At 62.3% G+C, this 18,108-nt stretch carries 15 protein-coding genes; 3 read left to right on the plus strand and 12 right to left on the minus strand.

Annotated features, from left to right (window positions below):
- Nucleotides 1–82: 82 nt before the first annotated feature.
- From metA to mfd, 8 genes are all read right to left on the minus strand, one after another.
- Complete coding sequence (metA, locus tag B5F89_RS04440) at nucleotides 83–1,003, minus strand: homoserine O-succinyltransferase (protein WP_087430597.1); 921 nt, start codon at nucleotides 1,001–1,003, stop codon at nucleotides 83–85.
- 71 nt (nucleotides 1,004–1,074) lie between these two features.
- Nucleotides 1,075–2,199 carry a Gfo/Idh/MocA family oxidoreductase gene (locus B5F89_RS04445; RefSeq protein ID WP_087430598.1) on the minus strand — a complete coding sequence of 375 codons (1,125 nt, stop codon included), beginning with the start codon at nucleotides 2,197–2,199 and terminating at the stop codon, nucleotides 1,075–1,077.
- 291 nt (nucleotides 2,200–2,490) lie between these two features.
- A complete protein-coding gene (locus B5F89_RS04450; protein WP_239286673.1) occupies nucleotides 2,491–4,509 on the minus strand; it encodes an ATP-dependent DNA helicase RecQ in 2,019 nt (672 codons plus the stop codon).
- A 162-nt stretch (nucleotides 4,510–4,671) separates the two neighbouring features.
- Complete coding sequence (locus tag B5F89_RS04455; RefSeq protein WP_087430599.1) at nucleotides 4,672–5,736, minus strand: GHKL domain-containing protein; 1,065 nt, start codon at nucleotides 5,734–5,736, stop codon at nucleotides 4,672–4,674.
- Nucleotides 5,733–6,620: a hypothetical protein gene (locus tag B5F89_RS04460; protein ID WP_087430600.1), complete on the minus strand. Its 888-nt coding sequence runs from the start codon at nucleotides 6,618–6,620 to the stop codon at nucleotides 5,733–5,735. Before B5F89_RS04460 ends, B5F89_RS04455 begins: the two co-directional genes overlap by 4 nt.
- A 7-nt stretch (nucleotides 6,621–6,627) precedes the next feature.
- The gene (locus B5F89_RS04465; RefSeq protein WP_087430601.1) at nucleotides 6,628–7,392 is read right to left on the minus strand and encodes a LytTR family DNA-binding domain-containing protein; all 765 of its coding nucleotides are present in this window, start codon (nucleotides 7,390–7,392) and stop codon (nucleotides 6,628–6,630) included.
- 189 nt (nucleotides 7,393–7,581) lie between these two features.
- Entirely contained in the window at nucleotides 7,582–8,181 is a 600-nt protein-coding gene (locus B5F89_RS04470) for a GNAT family N-acetyltransferase (protein ID WP_087430602.1), read from the minus strand.
- A 113-nt stretch (nucleotides 8,182–8,294) separates the two neighbouring features.
- Complete coding sequence (gene mfd, locus B5F89_RS04475) at nucleotides 8,295–11,861, minus strand: transcription-repair coupling factor (RefSeq protein WP_087430603.1); 3,567 nt, start codon at nucleotides 11,859–11,861, stop codon at nucleotides 8,295–8,297.
- Between mfd and B5F89_RS04480 the strand changes: the two genes are divergently transcribed.
- A complete protein-coding gene (locus B5F89_RS04480; protein WP_204230575.1) occupies nucleotides 11,850–13,124 on the plus strand; it encodes a PDDEXK nuclease domain-containing protein in 1,275 nt (424 codons plus the stop codon). The genes mfd and B5F89_RS04480 overlap by 12 nt on opposite strands.
- On the opposite strand, the gene B5F89_RS04485 is transcribed toward B5F89_RS04480, so the two are convergent.
- On the minus strand, nucleotides 13,117–13,902 hold the full coding sequence (locus tag B5F89_RS04485; RefSeq protein ID WP_087430604.1) for a Cof-type HAD-IIB family hydrolase: 786 nt from the start codon (nucleotides 13,900–13,902) through the stop codon (nucleotides 13,117–13,119). The genes B5F89_RS04480 and B5F89_RS04485 overlap by 8 nt on opposite strands.
- Before the next feature lie 237 nt (nucleotides 13,903–14,139).
- On the opposite strand from B5F89_RS04485, the gene B5F89_RS04490 reads away from it, so the two are divergent.
- Nucleotides 14,140–14,868 carry a GntR family transcriptional regulator gene (locus B5F89_RS04490; protein ID WP_087430605.1) on the plus strand — a complete coding sequence of 243 codons (729 nt, stop codon included), beginning with the start codon at nucleotides 14,140–14,142 and terminating at the stop codon, nucleotides 14,866–14,868.
- A gap of 92 nt (nucleotides 14,869–14,960) precedes the next feature.
- Nucleotides 14,961–15,584 carry a hypothetical protein gene (locus B5F89_RS04495; protein ID WP_143758336.1) on the plus strand — a complete coding sequence of 208 codons (624 nt, stop codon included), beginning with the start codon at nucleotides 14,961–14,963 and terminating at the stop codon, nucleotides 15,582–15,584.
- Between the two features lie 128 nt (nucleotides 15,585–15,712).
- On the opposite strand, the gene B5F89_RS04500 is transcribed toward B5F89_RS04495, so the two are convergent.
- From B5F89_RS04500 to B5F89_RS04510, 3 genes are all read right to left on the minus strand, one after another.
- Complete coding sequence (locus B5F89_RS04500; protein ID WP_143758337.1) at nucleotides 15,713–16,231, minus strand: hypothetical protein; 519 nt, start codon at nucleotides 16,229–16,231, stop codon at nucleotides 15,713–15,715.
- 64 nt (nucleotides 16,232–16,295) lie between these two features.
- Nucleotides 16,296–16,979 carry an orotate phosphoribosyltransferase gene (gene pyrE / locus B5F89_RS04505; RefSeq protein ID WP_087430608.1) on the minus strand — a complete coding sequence of 228 codons (684 nt, stop codon included), beginning with the start codon at nucleotides 16,977–16,979 and terminating at the stop codon, nucleotides 16,296–16,298.
- Between the two features lie 107 nt (nucleotides 16,980–17,086).
- On the minus strand, nucleotides 17,087–18,046 hold the full coding sequence (locus B5F89_RS04510) for a nucleoside hydrolase (protein ID WP_087430609.1): 960 nt from the start codon (nucleotides 18,044–18,046) through the stop codon (nucleotides 17,087–17,089).
- Nucleotides 18,047–18,108: the final 62 nt, after the last annotated feature.

The following is an 18,108-nucleotide window of genomic DNA, read 5'->3' on the forward strand; positions in this document are numbered from 1 at the left end:
TGATACGTTTTGTTGGCGGCCGGAGCGGTCATTTCGCTCCGGCCGCCATTTTTAGCGCGAAGTAAGGGGGCCGCGCGCAGCGCTACTTACCGACCGTGCGGATGTCGTAGGGCGTGGTCTGGTAGACGTAGTAGTTGAGCCAGTTGGTGTAGAGGAGCTGTGCCTGCGCGCGCCACGTGTTCACCGGTGGGCGCGAGGGGTCGTTGTCGGGGAAGTAATGAGCGGGCACCTCGGGGTCGATGCCACGCGCCACGTCGCGCTCGTACTCGAGCGCAAGGGTATCGACGTCGTACTCGGGATGGCCAAAGATAAAGAAACGACGGCTGTCGGTAGACTTCACAATGTAGAGCCCCACCTCGGGTGAATCCGCAATCACCTCGAGCTCCGGCACGCGCGCCACATCCTCGGCGCGCACCTCGGTGTTGCGCGAGTGAACAGCGTAGAAGCGGTCGTCGAGCCCGCGCACGAGCGGCGAGCTCGGCTTGACGATGCGATGCTCGAAAACACCCGACGCCTTCTTGGGCAGCGGGTGCTTGTCAATGCCGTAGTGGAAGTAGAGCCCCGCCTGCGCGCCCCAGCAGATATGGAGCGTTGAGTGCACATGCGTGGTGGACCAATCCATGATGCGGCAGAGCTCGTCCCAATAATCGACCTCCTCAAAGGGCATCTCCTCCACCGGCGCGCCCGTGATGATAAGGCCGTCGAAGCGCTCGTGGCGTACCTCCTCGAACGTGCGGTAGAACGTCTCCAGATGGCTTGCCGCAACGTGAGCCGCCTCATGGCTCGCCGTGCGCAGGAGCTCGACCTCAATCTGCAGCGGCGTATTGGAGAGCTTGCGCATGATCTGGGTCTCGGTGGCGACCTTGGTGGGCATGAGGTTCAAGATGAGCACACGCAGGGGACGGATGTCCTGGTGAATAGCGCGGTACTCTGTCATGACAAAGATGTTCTCGGCTTCGAGCGCCGCGGTTGCGGGCAGAGCGTCGGGGATGCGGATAGGCACGGTAGCACTCCTTTAGCGATCGGTCGGCTCAGCTGTCTGAGCGAATGGCGCGTACGGCACGCCCGAGGCGCCTAGCGGTCCTCTCCGGCCACGGCGACGCCGGCGGCGCGGGCAACGTCGGCCTCCTCGGGATAGTAGACGCCCCAGTCGTAGCGCAGGCGCGTCATGAGGTCCATAACGTCGGCGGCGATGTCGATGAGGCCAGCCGCGTGCTCATCGCCGGCAACGGCGGCTTCGAGGTCGGCAACCTCGTAGACGAGCGCATAGCCCTCCTCTCCTACCTCGACGACTTCACGATGGCCGTCGTCGGTCCAGGTGATGAGGGCACGATCGGCGCGCGGGTACGCATCGACCTCGATATAACACCGGTCGAAGGAAAGCATAGCGCGCTTGGGCTGCTTGGAATGGAGCGAGAGCGAGAAGACGCCAATCTGCCCCTCGGCATTACGGCACACAAACCCGCTCGTCTCGTCCACGCCCGTCTGGGCGCGGTTGGCAAGCGACACGACCTCGGTAGGCGCGCTCGTCATGAAGAGGCGGGCGATGCTGAGCGCGTACACGCCGATATCGAGCATCGCTCCCCCCGCAAGCTGCGGATTGTAGAAGCGGTTGGTAAGGTCGCCATACTCCTTGTAACTGCCAAAATTCACCTGAGCGAGGTTGAGCGGGCCAAACTCCCCGGCGCGGGCGCGGTCGAGAAGCTTAGTGTACAGGGGCATATGCAGAATCGTGGTGGCGTCCATAAGCACCACGCCGTGCGCGGCGGCGAGCTCACGCGCCTCTGCGAGCTCGGCGGCGTTGAGCGTGATGGACTTCTCGCAGAGCACATGCTTGCCCGCCGCGAGGGCACGCCGTAAAAACGCGATGTGGGTGTTGTGCGGCGTGGTAATGTAGACGGCATCGACATCCGGATCGGCGTAGAGGTCATCGAAGGTCCGGTACACACGCTCGACACCGTAGCGCTCGGCAAACGCGAGGGCTTTCTCGTACGTGCGATTGGCGACGCCCGATAGATGGCGACCGGCGAGCGCGAGCGTCTGCGCCATCTGGTTGGCAACGACGCCGCAACCGATCACTGCCCAGCGCAACTCTGGCGCACGGAAGATGTCCTGCGGAAACGCCTTGTTACGCACGGAGGCATAGGCGGCATCGGATGCCGCGGCGGAATCGAATGGAGCGCGACCAAAGGCAGACATATGAGCTCCTCACAGCGAGCCTGGATAACGTAGCCATTATAGTCGTTGCGCGCACGCCCCTAGGCACCCGGCGCCCGCGAACCTCCCATCGGGACAGAAATGAGACGAACGAGCGAGGCCGCAGCATGTTCGCGACGGAAATGGGCATCAAATCCAAAACAGCCCGGCAACAAGCCCATCCCCCAGGGATCAATTGCCCCATACACGAGGTAGGTCATACAGCGCCTATTCGATGCTTACAAAAATTGATGCCCATTTCCGGCTCGAAATGACGCCTTACCCCAAAATCGCTTAGATGTGGGCACCAGGCACATGCCCTTCAGCACCGTGCACGTCCTCGAACCGAGCGATTTCCGCTAGAAAGGCGTCGCCGAAATCATCCACTTTTTTCTCGCCGATGCCGGGCACCTCCAGAAGCTCCGCACGCGTGGCGGGACGGCGTCGGCACATGCCGCGCAGAGCTTTGTCACTTGCGATCATATACGGCGCCCACGCGCGCTCGATGGCGAGCTCGCGGCGGACCTCGCGCAGGCGCTCGAAGAGCTCCGCATCGTCGCCCACGCGCGGTCGGGCGTCTTCTGCTGCCTCGGCGCGTAAGATATCGACCGCCCTGCGCGCCCGCGCGGGAGCACGACGGGCGGCGGCGCGGCGCTTCACCGTGAGGGAGAAAGCCGCGCTGCCATCTTCTCCCAGCACCTCGACCGCCCGGGGACCGAGGCCCACCACGGGGAACTGTCCCTGGGACTGCGCAAGATACCCGCGGCCGATGAGCTGGCCGATCACGTCCTTGATGCGCGCCGCAGGCTCGTCGCGCAGGGCGCCATAACCCGGCAGGTCGTCCAAGCGGTGCTGCCGTATGCGCTCGGTGTTGGCGCCGTGCAGGGCATCGGCCACAAGGGCGCGGCCAAAGCGCCCGCCACACGCCTGCACGAAACGCACCGCTTCGCGGGCGATCTCGGTCACGTCCTCCACCTCATAGGCCGTCGTGCAGTTGGAGCAGTTGCTGCAACCTGTCCGCGCGCCATCGGGCGAGCAAGCGTCAGGGCGCGCGGCGCCCTCAGACACCCCGAGTGCACCTTCGTCGCCAAAGTAACGCAAGATGTAGGCGCGCAAACAGCCCGTAGTCTCGCAGTAGCCCTCCATGGCGGAAAGCAGGCGGTAGCGGTTCTGGCGAGCGCGGTCGCGTGCTTCGTCGTCCAGATTGCTCTCATCATCGGTTCGGTCGATAAGGTAGCGTCTGAGGCGGAAGTCGTTGCCGTTCCAAAGCAGGTGGCACTCCGCAGGGTCGCCGTCGCGCCCGGCGCGACCCGCCTCCTGGTAGTAAGCCTCGATGCTCTCGGGCACGTTGTGGTGGATCACGTAGCGAACGTTTGGCTTGTCGATTCCCATGCCAAAGGCGTTGGTCGCCACAATCACCGGCACAAGGTCGTCGATAAAGGCTGCCTGGTTCTCTAGGCGTTCGTCCGCCAACATGCCCGCATGGTAGCGGCCCACACGAATGCCCGCCGGTGCGAGTTCGCGCCCCAAGTTGAAAGCGAGCTCGTCCACCGCCTTACGCGTCGAGCAGTAGATGATGCCGCTCTCGTCGGCATGCGCGCGGGCATAATCGCGAATCCAGACGGCCTTAGTCTTGTCGCCCATCTCCTCCACTCCAAAGTAGAGGTTGGTGCGGTCAAAACCGGTCACCACCGTCTCGGGCCGGCGAAGACCGAGCATGCGCACGATGTCAGCGCGCACGCGCTCGGTCGCCGTCGCCGTGAACGCTGCCACAACGGGGCGCACCGGCAGCTCGTCGATAAAGCGCGCGATCTCGTGGTACGAGGGGCGAAAATCCTGTCCCCACTGGGAGACGCAGTGCGCCTCGTCCACCGCGACGAGGGGGATGCCAATGCCGCCCGGCCCCGCCACCTCGCGCGCGAAGGCGCAGAAGCGCTCGTCTGCCAGGCGCTCGGGCGCCACGTACATGATCTGGTACCAACCCTCGCGGGCGCGCTTGAGCACTGTGTTCTGTTGAGCCGGGGTGAGGGTCGAGTTGAGATACGAGGGCCGGGCGCCCGCCGCCTTGAGCGCGCGCACCTGGTCGCCCATAAGCGAGACGAGGGGGCTCACCACGAGCGTGAGGCCGGGCAGCGTGAGCGCGGGAATCTGGTAGCAGATGGACTTGCCGGCACCGGTGGGCATGACGCCGAGTGCGTCGCGGCCGGCGAGTATCGCCGCGACGAGACGCTCCTGCCCGGGGCGAAACGCGCTGTAACCAAAGTACGTGCCGAGCGCTTGCCGCGCCTCGTCCATGGTCACCGTGGCCGCCATGCCGCGCACCTCCCCGCACCCATCGCAACGAACGAAAACGCCCGGGCCGACGGAGGGTACCGTCGGCCCGGGCAGACTAGTTCCGTAGCGAGGATTATACGCTAGCGCGTGCGGCGGCGCAGCGCGGCTGCTGCACCAATGACGCCCGCACTGACAGGGCCACTAATCCAACTTGAGGATCACATCGACACGAAGCATACCGTCCCGCTGTTTGAGCGTGAGGGTGCCCTCACGGCGCTCGGCAAGGTCGCGCACGATGGTGAGACCCCAGCCGTGTTCAGGGAGCAGCGAGGCTTCCCCGATGTCCATCCCGTCACGGTACGCGTGTCGCAGGCGAGGTGGCATGCGACGCGGCTTCAGTCGGTCGATGGCAGCCGCCTGCTCCGGGGTGCAAGGGTTTTCCACCGCAAGGGCGAGGTAGCCCTGAGCCGTGCGCATGCGCACCGTAACCGTAGGCACCGTGCGCGCGGGCGCATCTGCCTCATGTCGCGCCCCACCTTGCGATGCCGTTTGCTCGCGGCCAGCCACCTCTTCCGCACCTGCCTGAACCGCCGCGGTGAGAGCGTTATCCACCAGGTTAGAGATGACCGCACAGAGCTCGGCATCGGTGATACCAATATTCGCCGGAACCTCGGCATGCACGACGAGCTGCGCACCCCGCTCCTTTGCCTGCGCCATCTTGGCCTTGAGGAGGGCATCGACAACGGGGTGCGCGCAGAGGCGGCCGCCAAAACGCGGAAGCGCCTCCTCGGTGCGCGCCAACCCCTCCCGTGCTGCCGCCGCGTCGCCTGACGCCAACGCATCGGCGATACGGGTGAATTCCGCTGCATAACGTTCACGATCTTGCCGGGCCACCGCAAGCGCCTGCTCCGTTTGCGTGAGATGCACCTGTTGTACCGCAACCTGTTCCTCCAGCGCCCGCGCGCGAGCGCGGCTCACCTCGAGCTCGCTTGCCTCGGCGATACCGGCAAGGAGCCACGCATTAGACACAGCGCAGCCCGCACCTGCAACTACCGCCGCGAACTCGAGAAGCACCACGCTGGCTGACGCGTCCGCAGGCACCACGAAAACAATAATCATCAACGTCGCCATCTGCCACGCAGCGATGAGCGCCGTGAGCACGCGGCTGCCGATGGGTAGCGCGCGATATCGGCGCACGACCGACACGAAAGACAAGCCGACAACAAGAGTCGCCGCGCATACCAGCGCAAGAGCGAGCTCCCTCATGAGGACTCACCGTCCTCGTGGGCGAGTAGATCGGCCATCTCGCGTGCATAAGCTGCCGCCCGCTCGAAATCGCCCTCCGCCATGAGCGCATCGATCGCTTGCAGGTGATTGCGTGCGTCGTGACGAAGTTGCGCGGTGCGCACCGTGGCGCGCATGACGTGGTCGTACTCCGCAAGACAGGCATCGAGCTGCTCTTGCGCCACGTCCGCCTGCGCGCGGGCGATCGCGGTACGGCGCGCCCGCTCCACCTGCGCCAACAGAACCACCAAAATCAACGGTAATGCGATCATGCACGTCACACCCGCGCGCGCAAGAGGATAGGTGGATGAGATGCCCTCTGCCACGAACAGGGAATACATGATGCTCGCGAGCACCGCGCAGCAAAGGGCGGTCGCCGCAAAACGAGGCAAGACAACGTTTATGCGCGCGCCGTGCGTCCAACGCGCCATGAACGCGCACACGACGCGCCCGCAGGCGACAAGAACAGCAAACGCGAGCAGGCGGAGTGCGAGGAACAGCACCGGGTCCTCAGCCATCACTGCCGCAGCATCGATGGGCTTTCCTGCAAGTACAAGAAACAAAAAGCCCGTAACCTCGCCTGCAATCGCCACCCCGATGCAGAGCGCCGTGGCTACGAGACGGCGCGCCACGGGGCCGCGCATCAAAAACGGCGGCAGGATGAACATGCAGAGCAGGAAGTGTATGCGCGTGACTGCGGGATATACCTCACCCGTAACGATATCGAACGCCATGGCCGCGCCGCTCGCAACAAGATAGGCTGTACGGCCGCGCATAGGTAGCGCCATAGCCATATTCCAGCACATGACGAACGTGTTGACGCCGCCGGCAAGCGTGATAAGCACCTGAAGCGCACCCTCGCCCATCGTCCACCTACAGTGTCCGGCGGACGAAGGCCATAAGGTGCTCGGCAAACGCTTTGCGGCAGCGCTGACTTACTGGAAGATGCGCGCCATCCGCAAGAACGAGCTCGCGACCGGTAAACTCCGCCACATACGCCAAGTTGACGAGAAAACTCTTATGGCAGCGCACAAACTGGTCGGGCAGCTGCGCCTCGAGTTCTGATATGCGCGCATAGGCCTCCACCGTGCGCGTGCGCTCGTGGATGCGCACCTTGCGGCGGTCGCTCTCGATATAGCGCACCTCGCGCGGTGCGATGCGAATGAGCGAGATACCCTGGTGGACCAGCAAGGGCTCCGCCCGCTCCGCGTCCAGCGCTTCGACGGCGCGGGCGAGCGCCGCGTTGAGCTCGTCTTGCACCACAGGCTTGGAGAGAAACCACGTATGGCGCGTGTGATATGCAGCAGGTGCGTACTCAAGATAGGCGGAGACGTAGATGACCTGCACGGATGCGGTGGACGGAATGAGCCGGTGGACGAGGTCGATGCCGTTGAGGCCATCTGCCAGCCGTACATCGACAAAGAGGATGTCGGGCAGCGCCGCTGCCGAGAGTACGCGATGGGAGTCGGTATCCAAGGGGCGCGGAGAAGCATTATCCGAAGGCGTCCGCTGGATGTTGTCGACCGCCCGCCACGCTGCCGCGAGCTCAAGACGCTCCGTCGCGGGCGAGGCCGCAATCATGCGAGCGAGCTCGGCGGCGTGCGCCGCATCGTCCTCCACTATGGCCACCGTATACATAGAGCACCCCCCCCCCGTGATCTGCTACTGTCCAATGCGGGGAATAGGGCTCCATACTACCATCGGGAAGCTGCGGAAAGGCGCTATCGCGGCGGGCGATGTCACAACCGCGCGGTTATCCGTCACGAGCGATGCGATGGGCCGCACCCATCCCCTGTACGCAGCAAAGCGCCCGGCGTTGGGGGGTTGCTAGGCGAAGAGCTGGTCCCGCACCTCGGGAAACGGTCGCACGGGCGGCTGATCGGCGCGGTGCGGGGCGATGTGCCGCTCCATCCAGATCATGTTCCACCAGCGGCCGTACTTGTAACCGCACTGCCTAAACTCGCCCACGAGGCGGTACCCCATGTGCTCGTGAAAGCGCCAGCTATCGTTGGTGAGGTGCTCGTCCTCCACGTCGGTCGTGGCGATGCAGGCCTCCATGTTGAGGATGCCTTGGGCGAGCAGACAGCGTTCGAGCGCGTCGTGGAGCGCGCGGCCCACGCCGCCGCGGCGCTCGCTCCGGTCGACGTAAATGGATGTCTCGACCGCCCAGTCGTAGGCGGGGCGCGCCTTAAAGGGGCTCGCGTAGACGTAACCCACAATGTGAGGCTGGCCGTCCACACCGGGTCGCTCGGCCACCAGATAGGGATAGCGCTCGAGCGTGTGCCCCATGCGCGCGGTGAACTCCGCGAGCGTCGGCGGTTCGTACTCAAACGTGATCGCCGTGTCGCGCACGTAGGGCGCGTAAATCTCGTGGCAGCGGGGCGCATCGGTTTCAGGACGCGCCACGCGAATGGTCAGGTCGCTCATGCTGCCTTGCTCCTAACAATCAGAATGCCGTACAGAACCTATGGTAACGAGGTACAACCGCCCCCGGGCGGATGGTGCACGGTTTGAACCCGTCCCCAAATGAGCCAAATGAGCTAGTCGTCGTCGCCGGAAGGGCCGAGCTGCTCGAGCACCTTGAGTGCCGCGGCCACAGGACCGGCAGGGTCGTTGGCGTCGAGCCCGCGCCCCACACCCGTACCCGACCCGGCCCCCGCCTTGTAGGGCACCGAGAGCTTGCGGCTCTTGGGGAAGTTCACCGCAGACAGGCGACTCTTGAGGTCGAAGGCAACCGTCTTGGGCACGTCGACGCCCTGGAACGTGAGGCGCCCTGCCGCCAGCGAGATGCTCTCGAGTCCCAGCCGGTCGGCGCGGATGCGCAGACGCGCGCGGTCGAAGAGATTCTTGGCGGCAAGAGGCAGCTCGCCAAACTCCTCCACGCACGCAGCTTCGGCCTCGTCCACCGCAGCCAGCGTATCTGCCGCGGCAACCTTGCGGTAGATGAGCACGCGCTTGTCGACCGCGGGCACATACTCCTCCGCCAAGAAGAAGTCCGCCGGCAGGTTGATGGTGACGCTTGCCTCCTCAACGTCGCCGCCCTCGCCGCGCGCCTCGGCCACCGCCTGCCCCAGCATCTGCGTGAAGAGGTCAAAGCCTACGCTCGAGAGGTTGCCGTGCTGCTCGGCGCCCACAAGCGACCCCGCACCGCGGATCTCAAGGTCGCGCATGGCGATACGCATGCCGGAACCCAGGTCCTGGAACTCAGCGAGCGCGGTCAGGCGCTCCGTGGCCTCGGGCGTGAGCGGAATCTCACCCGGGAACATGAAGTAGGCATACGCCTGCGTGGCCGAGCGGCCCACGCGACCCTTCAGCTGGTAGAGCTGCGCCAGGCCAAGGCGCTGCGAGTCCTCGATGATGAGGGTGTTGGTATGCGGATTGTCGATGCCGCTCTCGATGATGGTCGTTGCTACGAGCACATCGATCTTGCCCGTAGCGAAGTCGATCATGACGTCCTCGACCTCGCGCGGGCTCATCTTGCCGTGCGCCACGCCTACACGTGCCTCGGGCGCAACCTCGTGCACGCGGTCGACCGCGTCATCGATGGTCTTCACGCGGTTGCTCACGTAATAGACCTGCCCCTTGCGCTCGAGCTCCAGGCGGATGGCAGCAGACACCACATCGGGGTCGTACTCGCCCACATGCACAATGACCGGGCGACGTCCCGTGGGCGGCGTGGTGATGAGGCTCATGTCGCGCACACCGCTGATTGCCATCTGCATGGTGCGCGGGATGGGCGTTGCCGAAAGCGTGAGCACGTCAATCTGCTCGCGCAGGTTCTTGAGCTGCTCTTTGTGCTGAACGCCAAAGCGCTGCTCCTCGTCGATGATGACGAGCCCGAGTTTTGCCGGGTTGACGTCCGAGGAGAGCAAGCGATGCGTACCTACCAGCACATCGACTTTGCCCTCGGCAAACGCGGCGAGCGCGCGCTTTTGCTGAGCCGGCGTGCGGAAGCGGGAGAGCACCTCGACCTCCACCCCAAAGGGCGCAAAACGCTCGAAAAACGTTTGGTAGTGCTGCTGCGCGAGAATCGTCGTGGGGCAGAGCACCATCACCTGGCGCCCCGAGTCGACGCACTTGAACGCCGCGCGCAGCGCCACCTCGGTCTTGCCAAAACCCACGTCGCCGCAGAGCAGGCGGTCCATAGGCTTGGCGGATTCCATATCGGCCTTGATATCGTGGATGGCCTCGAGCTGGTCATGCGTGGGTTCGTACGGAAAGCTCGCCTCCATCTCAAGCTGCTCGGGCGTGTCGGGCGGGCAGGCAAAACCCGTGATGGAGCTACGGCGCGTGTAAAGGTCGACGAGGTCGAACGCGAGCTTTTTGGCGCTCTTGCGCGCCTTGTTTGTCGCGCGTGACCAGTCCGCCGTATTGAGGCGCGTGAGGCGCGGGCTGTCGCCATCGGGGCCAACATAGCGCGTGATGCGGTCGACCTGTTCGAGCGGCACGTACAGCTTGTCGCCGCCGGCGTACTCCAGAAGGAAGTAATCACGCTCGCGCCCCGCAACCTCCTGGCGCACGATGGAGGAGAAAAGCGCGATGCCGTGCGTGGCGTGGACCACGTAGTCGCCCGGCTTGAAGGGGAAGGTCACCTCGGTGATGTCCACACGCCGGCGACGGGCTCGCCCGCGGCGGGCGTCGAGCCGCGCGTTCAGGTCGGCAATGGAGAAGACGGCGAGGTGCGCCTCGGGAATCACCACGCCGGAGGGCAGCGGTAAATCGATAAAGGTGACGCGCCCGCGCGTGAGCGTGGGCACCGTCGACGCACGCTCGGCGGGGTCGATACGTTTTAGGTTGAGCGGGTCGGTCACGCGGATCTGGATGGACGCATCGACCGCCCCCTCGTTCTCGGGCGCGGCCTGCAGCGACTCCTCAAAGGGGATCGACTCGTCGCCGAGCGAAAGCTCCAGCGACTCGCGGGCGCCGCGGTCGGGGGCGGCGAACACCACAGCAAAGCGGTTTGAGACGCATTCGCGGATGCGCGAAATAAAGCGCGTGTCGGACCCGGCAATGGCGGGTTGCTCGATCTTGAGCTCGGCGGTGACCGCACCGCCTGCGCGGATGAGCGAGACGTAGTTCAGGCGCTGTTGACGGCCAAAGTCGAGCTCCTGCGGACGCACGTACAGACCGTCGAGCCTGCTCACGCGTGCCTCCCCCGCACGGCGCTCCCAGTCCTCGTAGGCGCGCGAGCAGTCGTCAAAAAGCGACCGCGGCTCCGAGAGGACCACGAGCGCGTCTTTGGCGAGATGCTCGAGCGGCGTCACGGTGCGCTCGTACAGAAGGGGCAGGAATCGGTCGAGCTCGGGCGTGGCGACGCGTGCCTCGGCAAGCTCAAGCAGCGCCGCAAGCTCGGTATCTTGCTGTGCCGGCTGATACAGGGCCGCCCGCAGGCGATGCAGCGCGTCATCGGTCAGCGCGAGTTCGCGGCAGGGGTAGATGTCGACGGCATCCTCGTCGCCGATGGTCTGGCCCGTAGAGGTCACCATGCGCCGGATTCGGTCTATCTCATCGCCAAAGAACTCCAAACGCACGGGCGAGGTGCCCTGCGCGGGAAAAACGTCCACCGTATCGCCGTGCACGCGGAAAAGCCCGGGCGCATCTGCCGCCTCCGCGGCGGTATAGCCCATACCTACCAGACGGCGGGGAACGTCCTCAAAGGAAACCTCATCCCCCACCGCAAAATGCGCTTCCTGCCAGTAGCGACTCGAGGGATCGGGCACGCAGCGCAGCAGAGCACGGGCCGAGGCAACCATAATGACGGCCTCACCACGCGCCACGCGGCCAATCGCCTGGCAACGCTGCGCCACGGCGGCATCGTCCAGGTCCGCCTTGGCGTTCCAAGGAAGATCGCGGCGCTCGGGGTAGCGCACCACATGCTCCAGCCCCAGATACGCAGCAAGAGCGCGGGCGGCGCGGTCCGCCGCCTCCTCACCCGAGACGATGTAGACCGTCGCGCGAGGGCGCCGGGCAAACTGCGCGGCAAGCATAAGCGTGCGGCCCGACTGCGACACCGCAAGCGTGGCATCCTTGCCCGCATCGAGCGCGGCCTCGATGGCGGCAGGGCCTTCTGCGCAGAAGAGCTGCGCGGCGATTCGATGGATAAGCATGCGGTCTCCCGTCTGACCGGGCGCGGGCACCATTTCTTGCGCCACGCACGCCGAAAACCCGCCCAGGCAAGCTGGTACGGACCAGTCGTTATGTTTTGCCCTATCTTAGCGCACAGCAGCGACGCGAATGCCTCGTCCATGCAGACCCTAGTCATCCCTACCAAGCGGCAATATTTTGCACTACCTGTAGACTCTTCATATCATTCAACAGCAGATATCGTGGCTGACGCACGGACCATTATCGAAAGCGCCCACGACGCCGCACGCCGCTCCGTCAACACAACCCTGGTGCTGCGCAACTGGTATTTGGGCAAGCGCATTGCTGAGGAGGAGCTCAAAGGCGCCGATCGTGCGGAATACGGCAAGCAGGTCATCGAGCGACTCTCCAACGAGCTTAAAACTGTGGGCAAAGGATTTAGCAAACAGGAGCTTCACAAATATGTTCAGTTCTACCGCCTGTTTCCCACAATTGTCGACTCAGCGAGTCGACAATTGGCGCACAGGCTATCTTGGACGCATTATCGCGAGCTTCTACGCATTAGTAACGACGGTGCGCGCACATGGTATGCACGCGAAGCATCCGAGCAAGGATGGAGCGTCCGCACGCTCGCGCGGAACATTGGCACCAAGTACTATGAGCGCCTGCTCCTCTCGGGAAATAAAACGCCCGTGGAACAGGAGATGCGAACAAAAGCCGCACCGTACCAAACGCGCGCGTATCGCGTTGCCGAGTTCGTCAAAGACCCTTACGTTGCCGAGTTCCTCGGCTTCTCACCCGATGCCGAGGCGCGCGAGACAGATCTGGAAAGCGCCATACTCGCCAACCTCCAAAAGTTCCTCCTGGAGATGGGCAAAGGTTATGCCTTTATGGGACGCCAATACCATCTGCGCGGCATGAGCGGGGACTACTACATCGGCCTCATCTTCTACAACGTCATCCTTAAGTGCTACGTACTCGTGGACCTCAAATGCGGGCCCGTCACCCATCAAGACATCGGACAGATGGACATGTATGTCCGCATGTTTGACGACAAGATACGACGCGCCGATGATAATCCCACCATAGGCATCGTCCTCACCTCGGAAACAAGCGCAGACATTGCCCGCTACTCTGTCCTGCACGATAGCGACCAGCTCTATGCAAGCAGCTACCTGCTCTATCTCCCGAGCGAGGACGAGCTGCGCCAAGCCATAGAGACCGAAAAACAGCGGTTCGCCTTACGGGGCGGGCAGACAAGTGAAGCAGGGGCGATCGCTAGATAAGGCCGAGCTCCTCGCAGGCGATGAGGATGCCGTCTTCGTCGATGTCGGGCGCGACGTAGCTCGCCGCCGCCTTGACGGCGTCTGAAGCGTTGCCCATAGCGACGCTCGTCCCCACACAGCCGAACATCGGGACGTCATTGCCGCCGTCGCCAAACGCCGCGCACTCCTCGGGTTCGATGCCGAGCATCTCAAGCGTCGCGGCAATCCCTGCGGGCTTGCCGCCGCCCGCGGGAATGACGTCACAAAACGCATCGCTCCAGCGAACATGCTCGACCTGCGAACAGACATCAGCGAAGACGCCCTCGCCGCCTGGTTCCACATAGGCGCACATCTGATAAACCGGCTCGTCAAAGGCATGCTCAAGGGGCAGGACCTGTGTCGGAGAATCCGTGTGCTCCTCTGCCTTGCGAACGCGCTCGCTCCGGCGATTCACAAACAGGCGGTTAAGCTGCATGACCTCGACCTCGTAGAGACCCGCATCTGCCTGCGAGGCGATGGTTCGCACATCCTCCCAAGGCAACGAGACATCACGGTAGACGGTTCCGTTGCTCAGATAGCAGTACTGGCCGTTGAAAGCAAGCACACCGTCAAAGGGAACCTCCTCGCAGAGCTCGTTGATAACATCCGGCAAGGCGTTCGACGATCTGCCCGTAGCGATAAAGAGATTGACGCCCGCATCGTAAAGGCGGTGCAGCGCGCGGCGCGCCGAGGCGGGAACGGTATGGGTCTTGAAGCTCACAAGCGTACCGTCTATGTCGAAGAACGCCGCCTTAATCATAAGTCCTCCTTGATGCCGTCGGCATACGCAATGGGGCCCTGCCGGGATCCACACCGCTCGGCAGGGCCGGTTGGGGACAATTGGACACGACGCCATACGTAACCCAAAAGCCGGTTTGAGAAAAAAATACGCAGGGAGTTGAAGGAATTGGGGTTGAGGTAATTTATGCGTATAAATTTCTCAAGAGCATTGTAGTATATTTATTCGTATAAATCAACAGATTGCGAGTTCCAAACCATGAAGAGCATCTATCACTCCATAGCCGCAACGCTCCGCGATGAGATTCGTGCCGGAGCGCACCCGTTTCAGACGCTGCTGCCTACCGAGGTTGAGCTCTGCAAACGCTTTGGCTGTTCGCACGCCCCCGTGCGCCGTGCGCTTGCGGAGCTCGCTCAAGAGGGCTACGTTCAGGCGCGCCAAGGTCGCGGAGTCACCGTCATCTGGCAGCCAGAGCCCACAGGCGTGCAGGGCTATGCCACCGGCGGAATCGACACCTTCCCCGAGATTTGCGCGGCACGCGGCCTCATCCCCAAGACGCGCCTGCTCACCTTTGAGCGCATAACGACAAACGACACTCTATCTGAGACAACGGGCTTTGCGCCGGGTACACCGCTCGTCCATCTCTTGCGCCTGCGTATAGCGAGCGGGGACCCCGTGGCTGTAGAGGAGACCTATACCTCCGAACTTGAGGTTCCCGGCATCACGCCCGAGATTGCCGTCACCGGCACCTACGCCCATATCGAAGGGACGCTCGGCATAGAGATCCTCACCAGCAAACGCACCATCACCATGCGCAAAGCGGGCGCGACAGACGGCGAGCTTCTCTCCTTGGACCCCAATACCTACCTGGCTTTTGTAGAGTCCCATACCTTTGCTTCAACCGGCAACCAGTTTGAGGTCATCTACTCGCGTCAGCATCCCGAGTTCTTCTCTGCGCGCATCCTCGCCACGCGACCGCGTAGATGAATCTGCAAATAGGCACATATAATGTATTCTTGAATCGGCAAAAACTAGACAAGCTTCAATCTTCATACGAAAGCATTGGAGGAATTGACGACATGAGGATTACCAAACTTTTTATTGCACTCGTGTTATCAGCTTCGGTTGTACTAGTCGCTGGATGCTCAGCGACCACGTCAAATAGTGGCAGTGTGACGGTAGGAGACGTCAACGATTCAACCGGACATAACGTTGACGCCAGTGGCCCAACTCACGTTGGAGTCGGAGAAACATTCACCATTCCCGACATGTTTGAAGTGACACTCGATTCCGCAGAGTGGCTAGACGAAGTTGTACTACATGGGGATGGCTGGACCTCAACCGTCGGCCAGCGGACCGAAGGTGCGTCTTATTTCGTAATAAGGGCCACTGTTAAAAACATTGGTACTGCAGCGCAGTCAGTGGGCAGCGGCAAGACGGCTCATTTAACTGCAAGCTACAAAATAAATGACACTTACGACATTGAGCCAGATATAGTAGTAGATACGGAAACCGGGCACAATTATGAAATTGGTCCGCTCATGGGCGGGAATGTTTTCATCTACGGGCTCGTCTCCAACGAAATAAAGGATCAATTCGAAAAATGCGACGTAACCCTCATGGGGAACATGCCTGACGAAAATGGGGTATGGCACCTTGACGCCAAGCCGATAGGTGAGTACATTTCGACTTTTAGCAACTAACACGTTGGCGTGAAGAGTTGGCAATCTAAATATAGCTGAGAACATTATGAGCCCGGCGTTTCGTATATTCGAGCGCGGGGCTCATAATGCATAAAGACAGTGCCAATCTGTTTTTGACGAAAGCCTATCTACATCATTGCCTGAGTAAGCTCGCTAACAATGTCATCGTCGATATGCCAAATTCCTTCATCATCCTGCGAGTAGGTAAACGATGCCTTCTGTTCCTCAACTGAAGTACCATCGACAACATTTAGCAAAATCGCGCCAGCTTGTTGCATGCGCGTTGTGCTGTCAGCAGACTCATTGTCCACCAGGTATTCAGCATACTTAATCTGAAATTCCTGGAGAATGTCACTTATCGGCTTGATGGTTAACGTCACATCAGCTCGCGCGGCTCTATCGTCAACGACGACTTCATCGATGGCGTAATCAAACCCTTCCAAAGCGGAATGGACAAACTCGTCAACGTTGATACCGAGCTGCTCAAGCGAATCACCCGAATTCTGACCTATAAGAGCCAGTAGATCCTCGTCCTCGGATTTCAATTTTTCGAAATGACCTGTGAGGTCCTCACGAATCAGCTCCTCCGCTGAAGGGCTGCACCCCCCAAACATCGGAAGAGTGAACGCGAGTAGAAGCATCAACACTAGAGCGAGTTTCCTTTTCATTTTTCTTATCTCTATCATCTCAGACTAGCTTTACCCAACCTGCCTATTCCTTGGCGCCGTACTGCTCGTAGTAGGCGTCGAGCGCGTCTTTGATCGCGTCGTCAATCACCACGCTGCCACCGACCTCGTGGTTGTGGAGCACCTCGGTGACCTCGGCCATCGACACAATCGACGCCACGGGGAAACCGTACTTGGCCTCAATCTCCTTCTGGGCCGTGGTGACACCGCCTTTGCCGACCTCCATGCGGTTGAGGCTGACGATAAGGCCCTTTACCTCTACGTTTGCAGCCGCCATGAGCTTGGGGTAGGTCTCGTCGATGGACTTGCCCGAGGTCGTGACGTCCTCGACCATGACAACGCGGTCGCCGTCCTTGAGCTCGTAGCCAAGCATGCCGCCCTTGTCGGCGCCGTGGTCCTTGACCTCCTTGCGGTCGGAGCAGTAACGAACCTCCTTGCCGTAAAGGTCGTGAAGCGCGATCGCCGTGACCACCGCGAGCGGAATGCCCTTGTAGGCGGGGCCAAACACCACGTCAAAATCGAGGCCAAAGTTATCATGAATGGCGCGCGCGTAGTACTCGCCCAGGCGCTTGAGCTGCTCGCCCGTCACGTACGCCCCCGCGTTCATGAAAAACGGCGACTTGCGGCCGCTCTTGAGCGTGAACTCGCCAAACTTGAGCACGTCGGACTCGACCATGAACTCGATAAACTCCTGCTTATAAGCCTCCATGGATGGGCTCCTTTCACGTATATCCAGATGAGTCTAAGGGTACCAGACTCACCCCTGCGTACGGCCGAGATGCGCGCTTGCATACGCTAACGAGGCGGCACGCCCGCTCACCCGAGCGCTTGGCGCACGCGTTCGCAGAAGCGCTCGACAAAGCGGGGCGCGTCCACGGTCACGGCGACCTTGGCAGACTTTTGCGGATCATGCAGGCGCAGAGGGTCACCGATGGTGCGCCCGCGGAACGGTCCGTCCAGATCGACCTTGAGGTTGATGGCGAGCGTGCCCGCAAGCGTGGGGTCAAGTGCGATCGCCACCGCAAGCGGGTCGTGCAGGGCACATCCGCCGAGGTAGCCCTGATGCTCTAGGTAGAAGTTGAAGTAATAGCCCACGATATCGGCAAAGGCCGCGCCCGCCGGGGTACCGAGCGCGCGCCAGCAGGCAAGCTCGTCAAAAGGCAGAATCGTTTGGTGCGTGACATCGAGCCCCACCATGGTCACCGGCACGCCCGAGCGCAAAACGGCGTCAGCCGCCTCCGGGTCGTTGGCGGTGTTTGCCTCGGCGCCCGGCGTGACGTTGCCGGGGATGGTGAGGGCACCACCCATGAAGACGATGCCGCCAATGGCACGCAGCGCCTCCGCATCGCGGTGGGCGGCGAGCGCCAGGTTTGTCAGAGGACCGGTGGGGACGTAGATGAGGTCGCTCCCCCAGGTACGCGCGGCGTCCAGCAGAAAATCGACCGCGGCTCCGCCCTCGGCATTGGGTGTACCCACGGCCTCACGCGTGGGCTCGGAAAGCGCAACCCCGCCAAGGCCGTTGGTTCCGTGCACGTCGACCATCGTGGTATAGGGCACCTTGGCCGCAAGCGCGCGGTCCGCACCCGCAACGACCGGCACCTCGGGATGGCCGAGGAGCTCGAGCATGGCAAGGCAGTTCTCAACCGACTGGGCACAGGGCACGTTGCCAAACACCGTCGTGATGCCAATGAGCTCCACCTCAGGACTCGCCAGCGCATAGGCGAGCGCCATGGCATCGTCCACGCCCATATCAAGATCGAGTATCAGCTTTTTCATCTCAGTTCCTCTCCCCCAGCAGCTGCCCGCCAATCCAGCGGCAGCAGCGTGCCTGTTACAAC

Origin of the sequence: Collinsella sp. An307 (assembly GCF_002161805.1) — a bacterium.
In the GTDB taxonomy this organism is placed as follows: domain Bacteria; phylum Actinomycetota; class Coriobacteriia; order Coriobacteriales; family Coriobacteriaceae; genus Coprousia.

Coding starts and splice junctions, on each gene's coding strand:
- B5F89_RS04490 (WP_087430605.1), top strand. CDS start 14,140: ATGAAGAGCATCTATCACTCCATAGCCGCAACGCTCCGCGATGAGATT.
- mfd (WP_087430603.1), bottom strand. CDS start 11,861: ATGCTTATCCATCGAATCGCCGCGCAGCTCTTCTGCGCAGAAGGCCCT.
- pyrE (WP_087430608.1), bottom strand. CDS start 16,979: ATGGAGGCTTATAAGCAGGAGTTTATCGAGTTCATGGTCGAGTCCGAC.
- B5F89_RS04470 (WP_087430602.1), bottom strand. CDS start 8,181: ATGAGCGACCTGACCATTCGCGTGGCGCGTCCTGAAACCGATGCGCCC.
- B5F89_RS04460 (WP_087430600.1), bottom strand. CDS start 6,620: ATGGGCGAGGGTGCGCTTCAGGTGCTTATCACGCTTGCCGGCGGCGTC.
- B5F89_RS04455 (WP_087430599.1), bottom strand. CDS start 5,736: ATGAGGGAGCTCGCTCTTGCGCTGGTATGCGCGGCGACTCTTGTTGTC.
- B5F89_RS04485 (WP_087430604.1), bottom strand. CDS start 13,902: ATGATTAAGGCGGCGTTCTTCGACATAGACGGTACGCTTGTGAGCTTC.
- B5F89_RS04445 (WP_087430598.1), bottom strand. CDS start 2,199: ATGTCTGCCTTTGGTCGCGCTCCATTCGATTCCGCCGCGGCATCCGAT.
- B5F89_RS04495 (WP_143758336.1), top strand. CDS start 14,961: ATGAGGATTACCAAACTTTTTATTGCACTCGTGTTATCAGCTTCGGTT.
- B5F89_RS04510 (WP_087430609.1), bottom strand. CDS start 18,046: ATGAAAAAGCTGATACTCGATCTTGATATGGGCGTGGACGATGCCATG.
- B5F89_RS04450 (WP_239286673.1), bottom strand. CDS start 4,509: ATGGCGGCCACGGTGACCATGGACGAGGCGCGGCAAGCGCTCGGCACG.
- B5F89_RS04465 (WP_087430601.1), bottom strand. CDS start 7,392: ATGTATACGGTGGCCATAGTGGAGGACGATGCGGCGCACGCCGCCGAG.
- B5F89_RS04480 (WP_204230575.1), top strand. CDS start 11,850: ATGGATAAGCATGCGGTCTCCCGTCTGACCGGGCGCGGGCACCATTTC.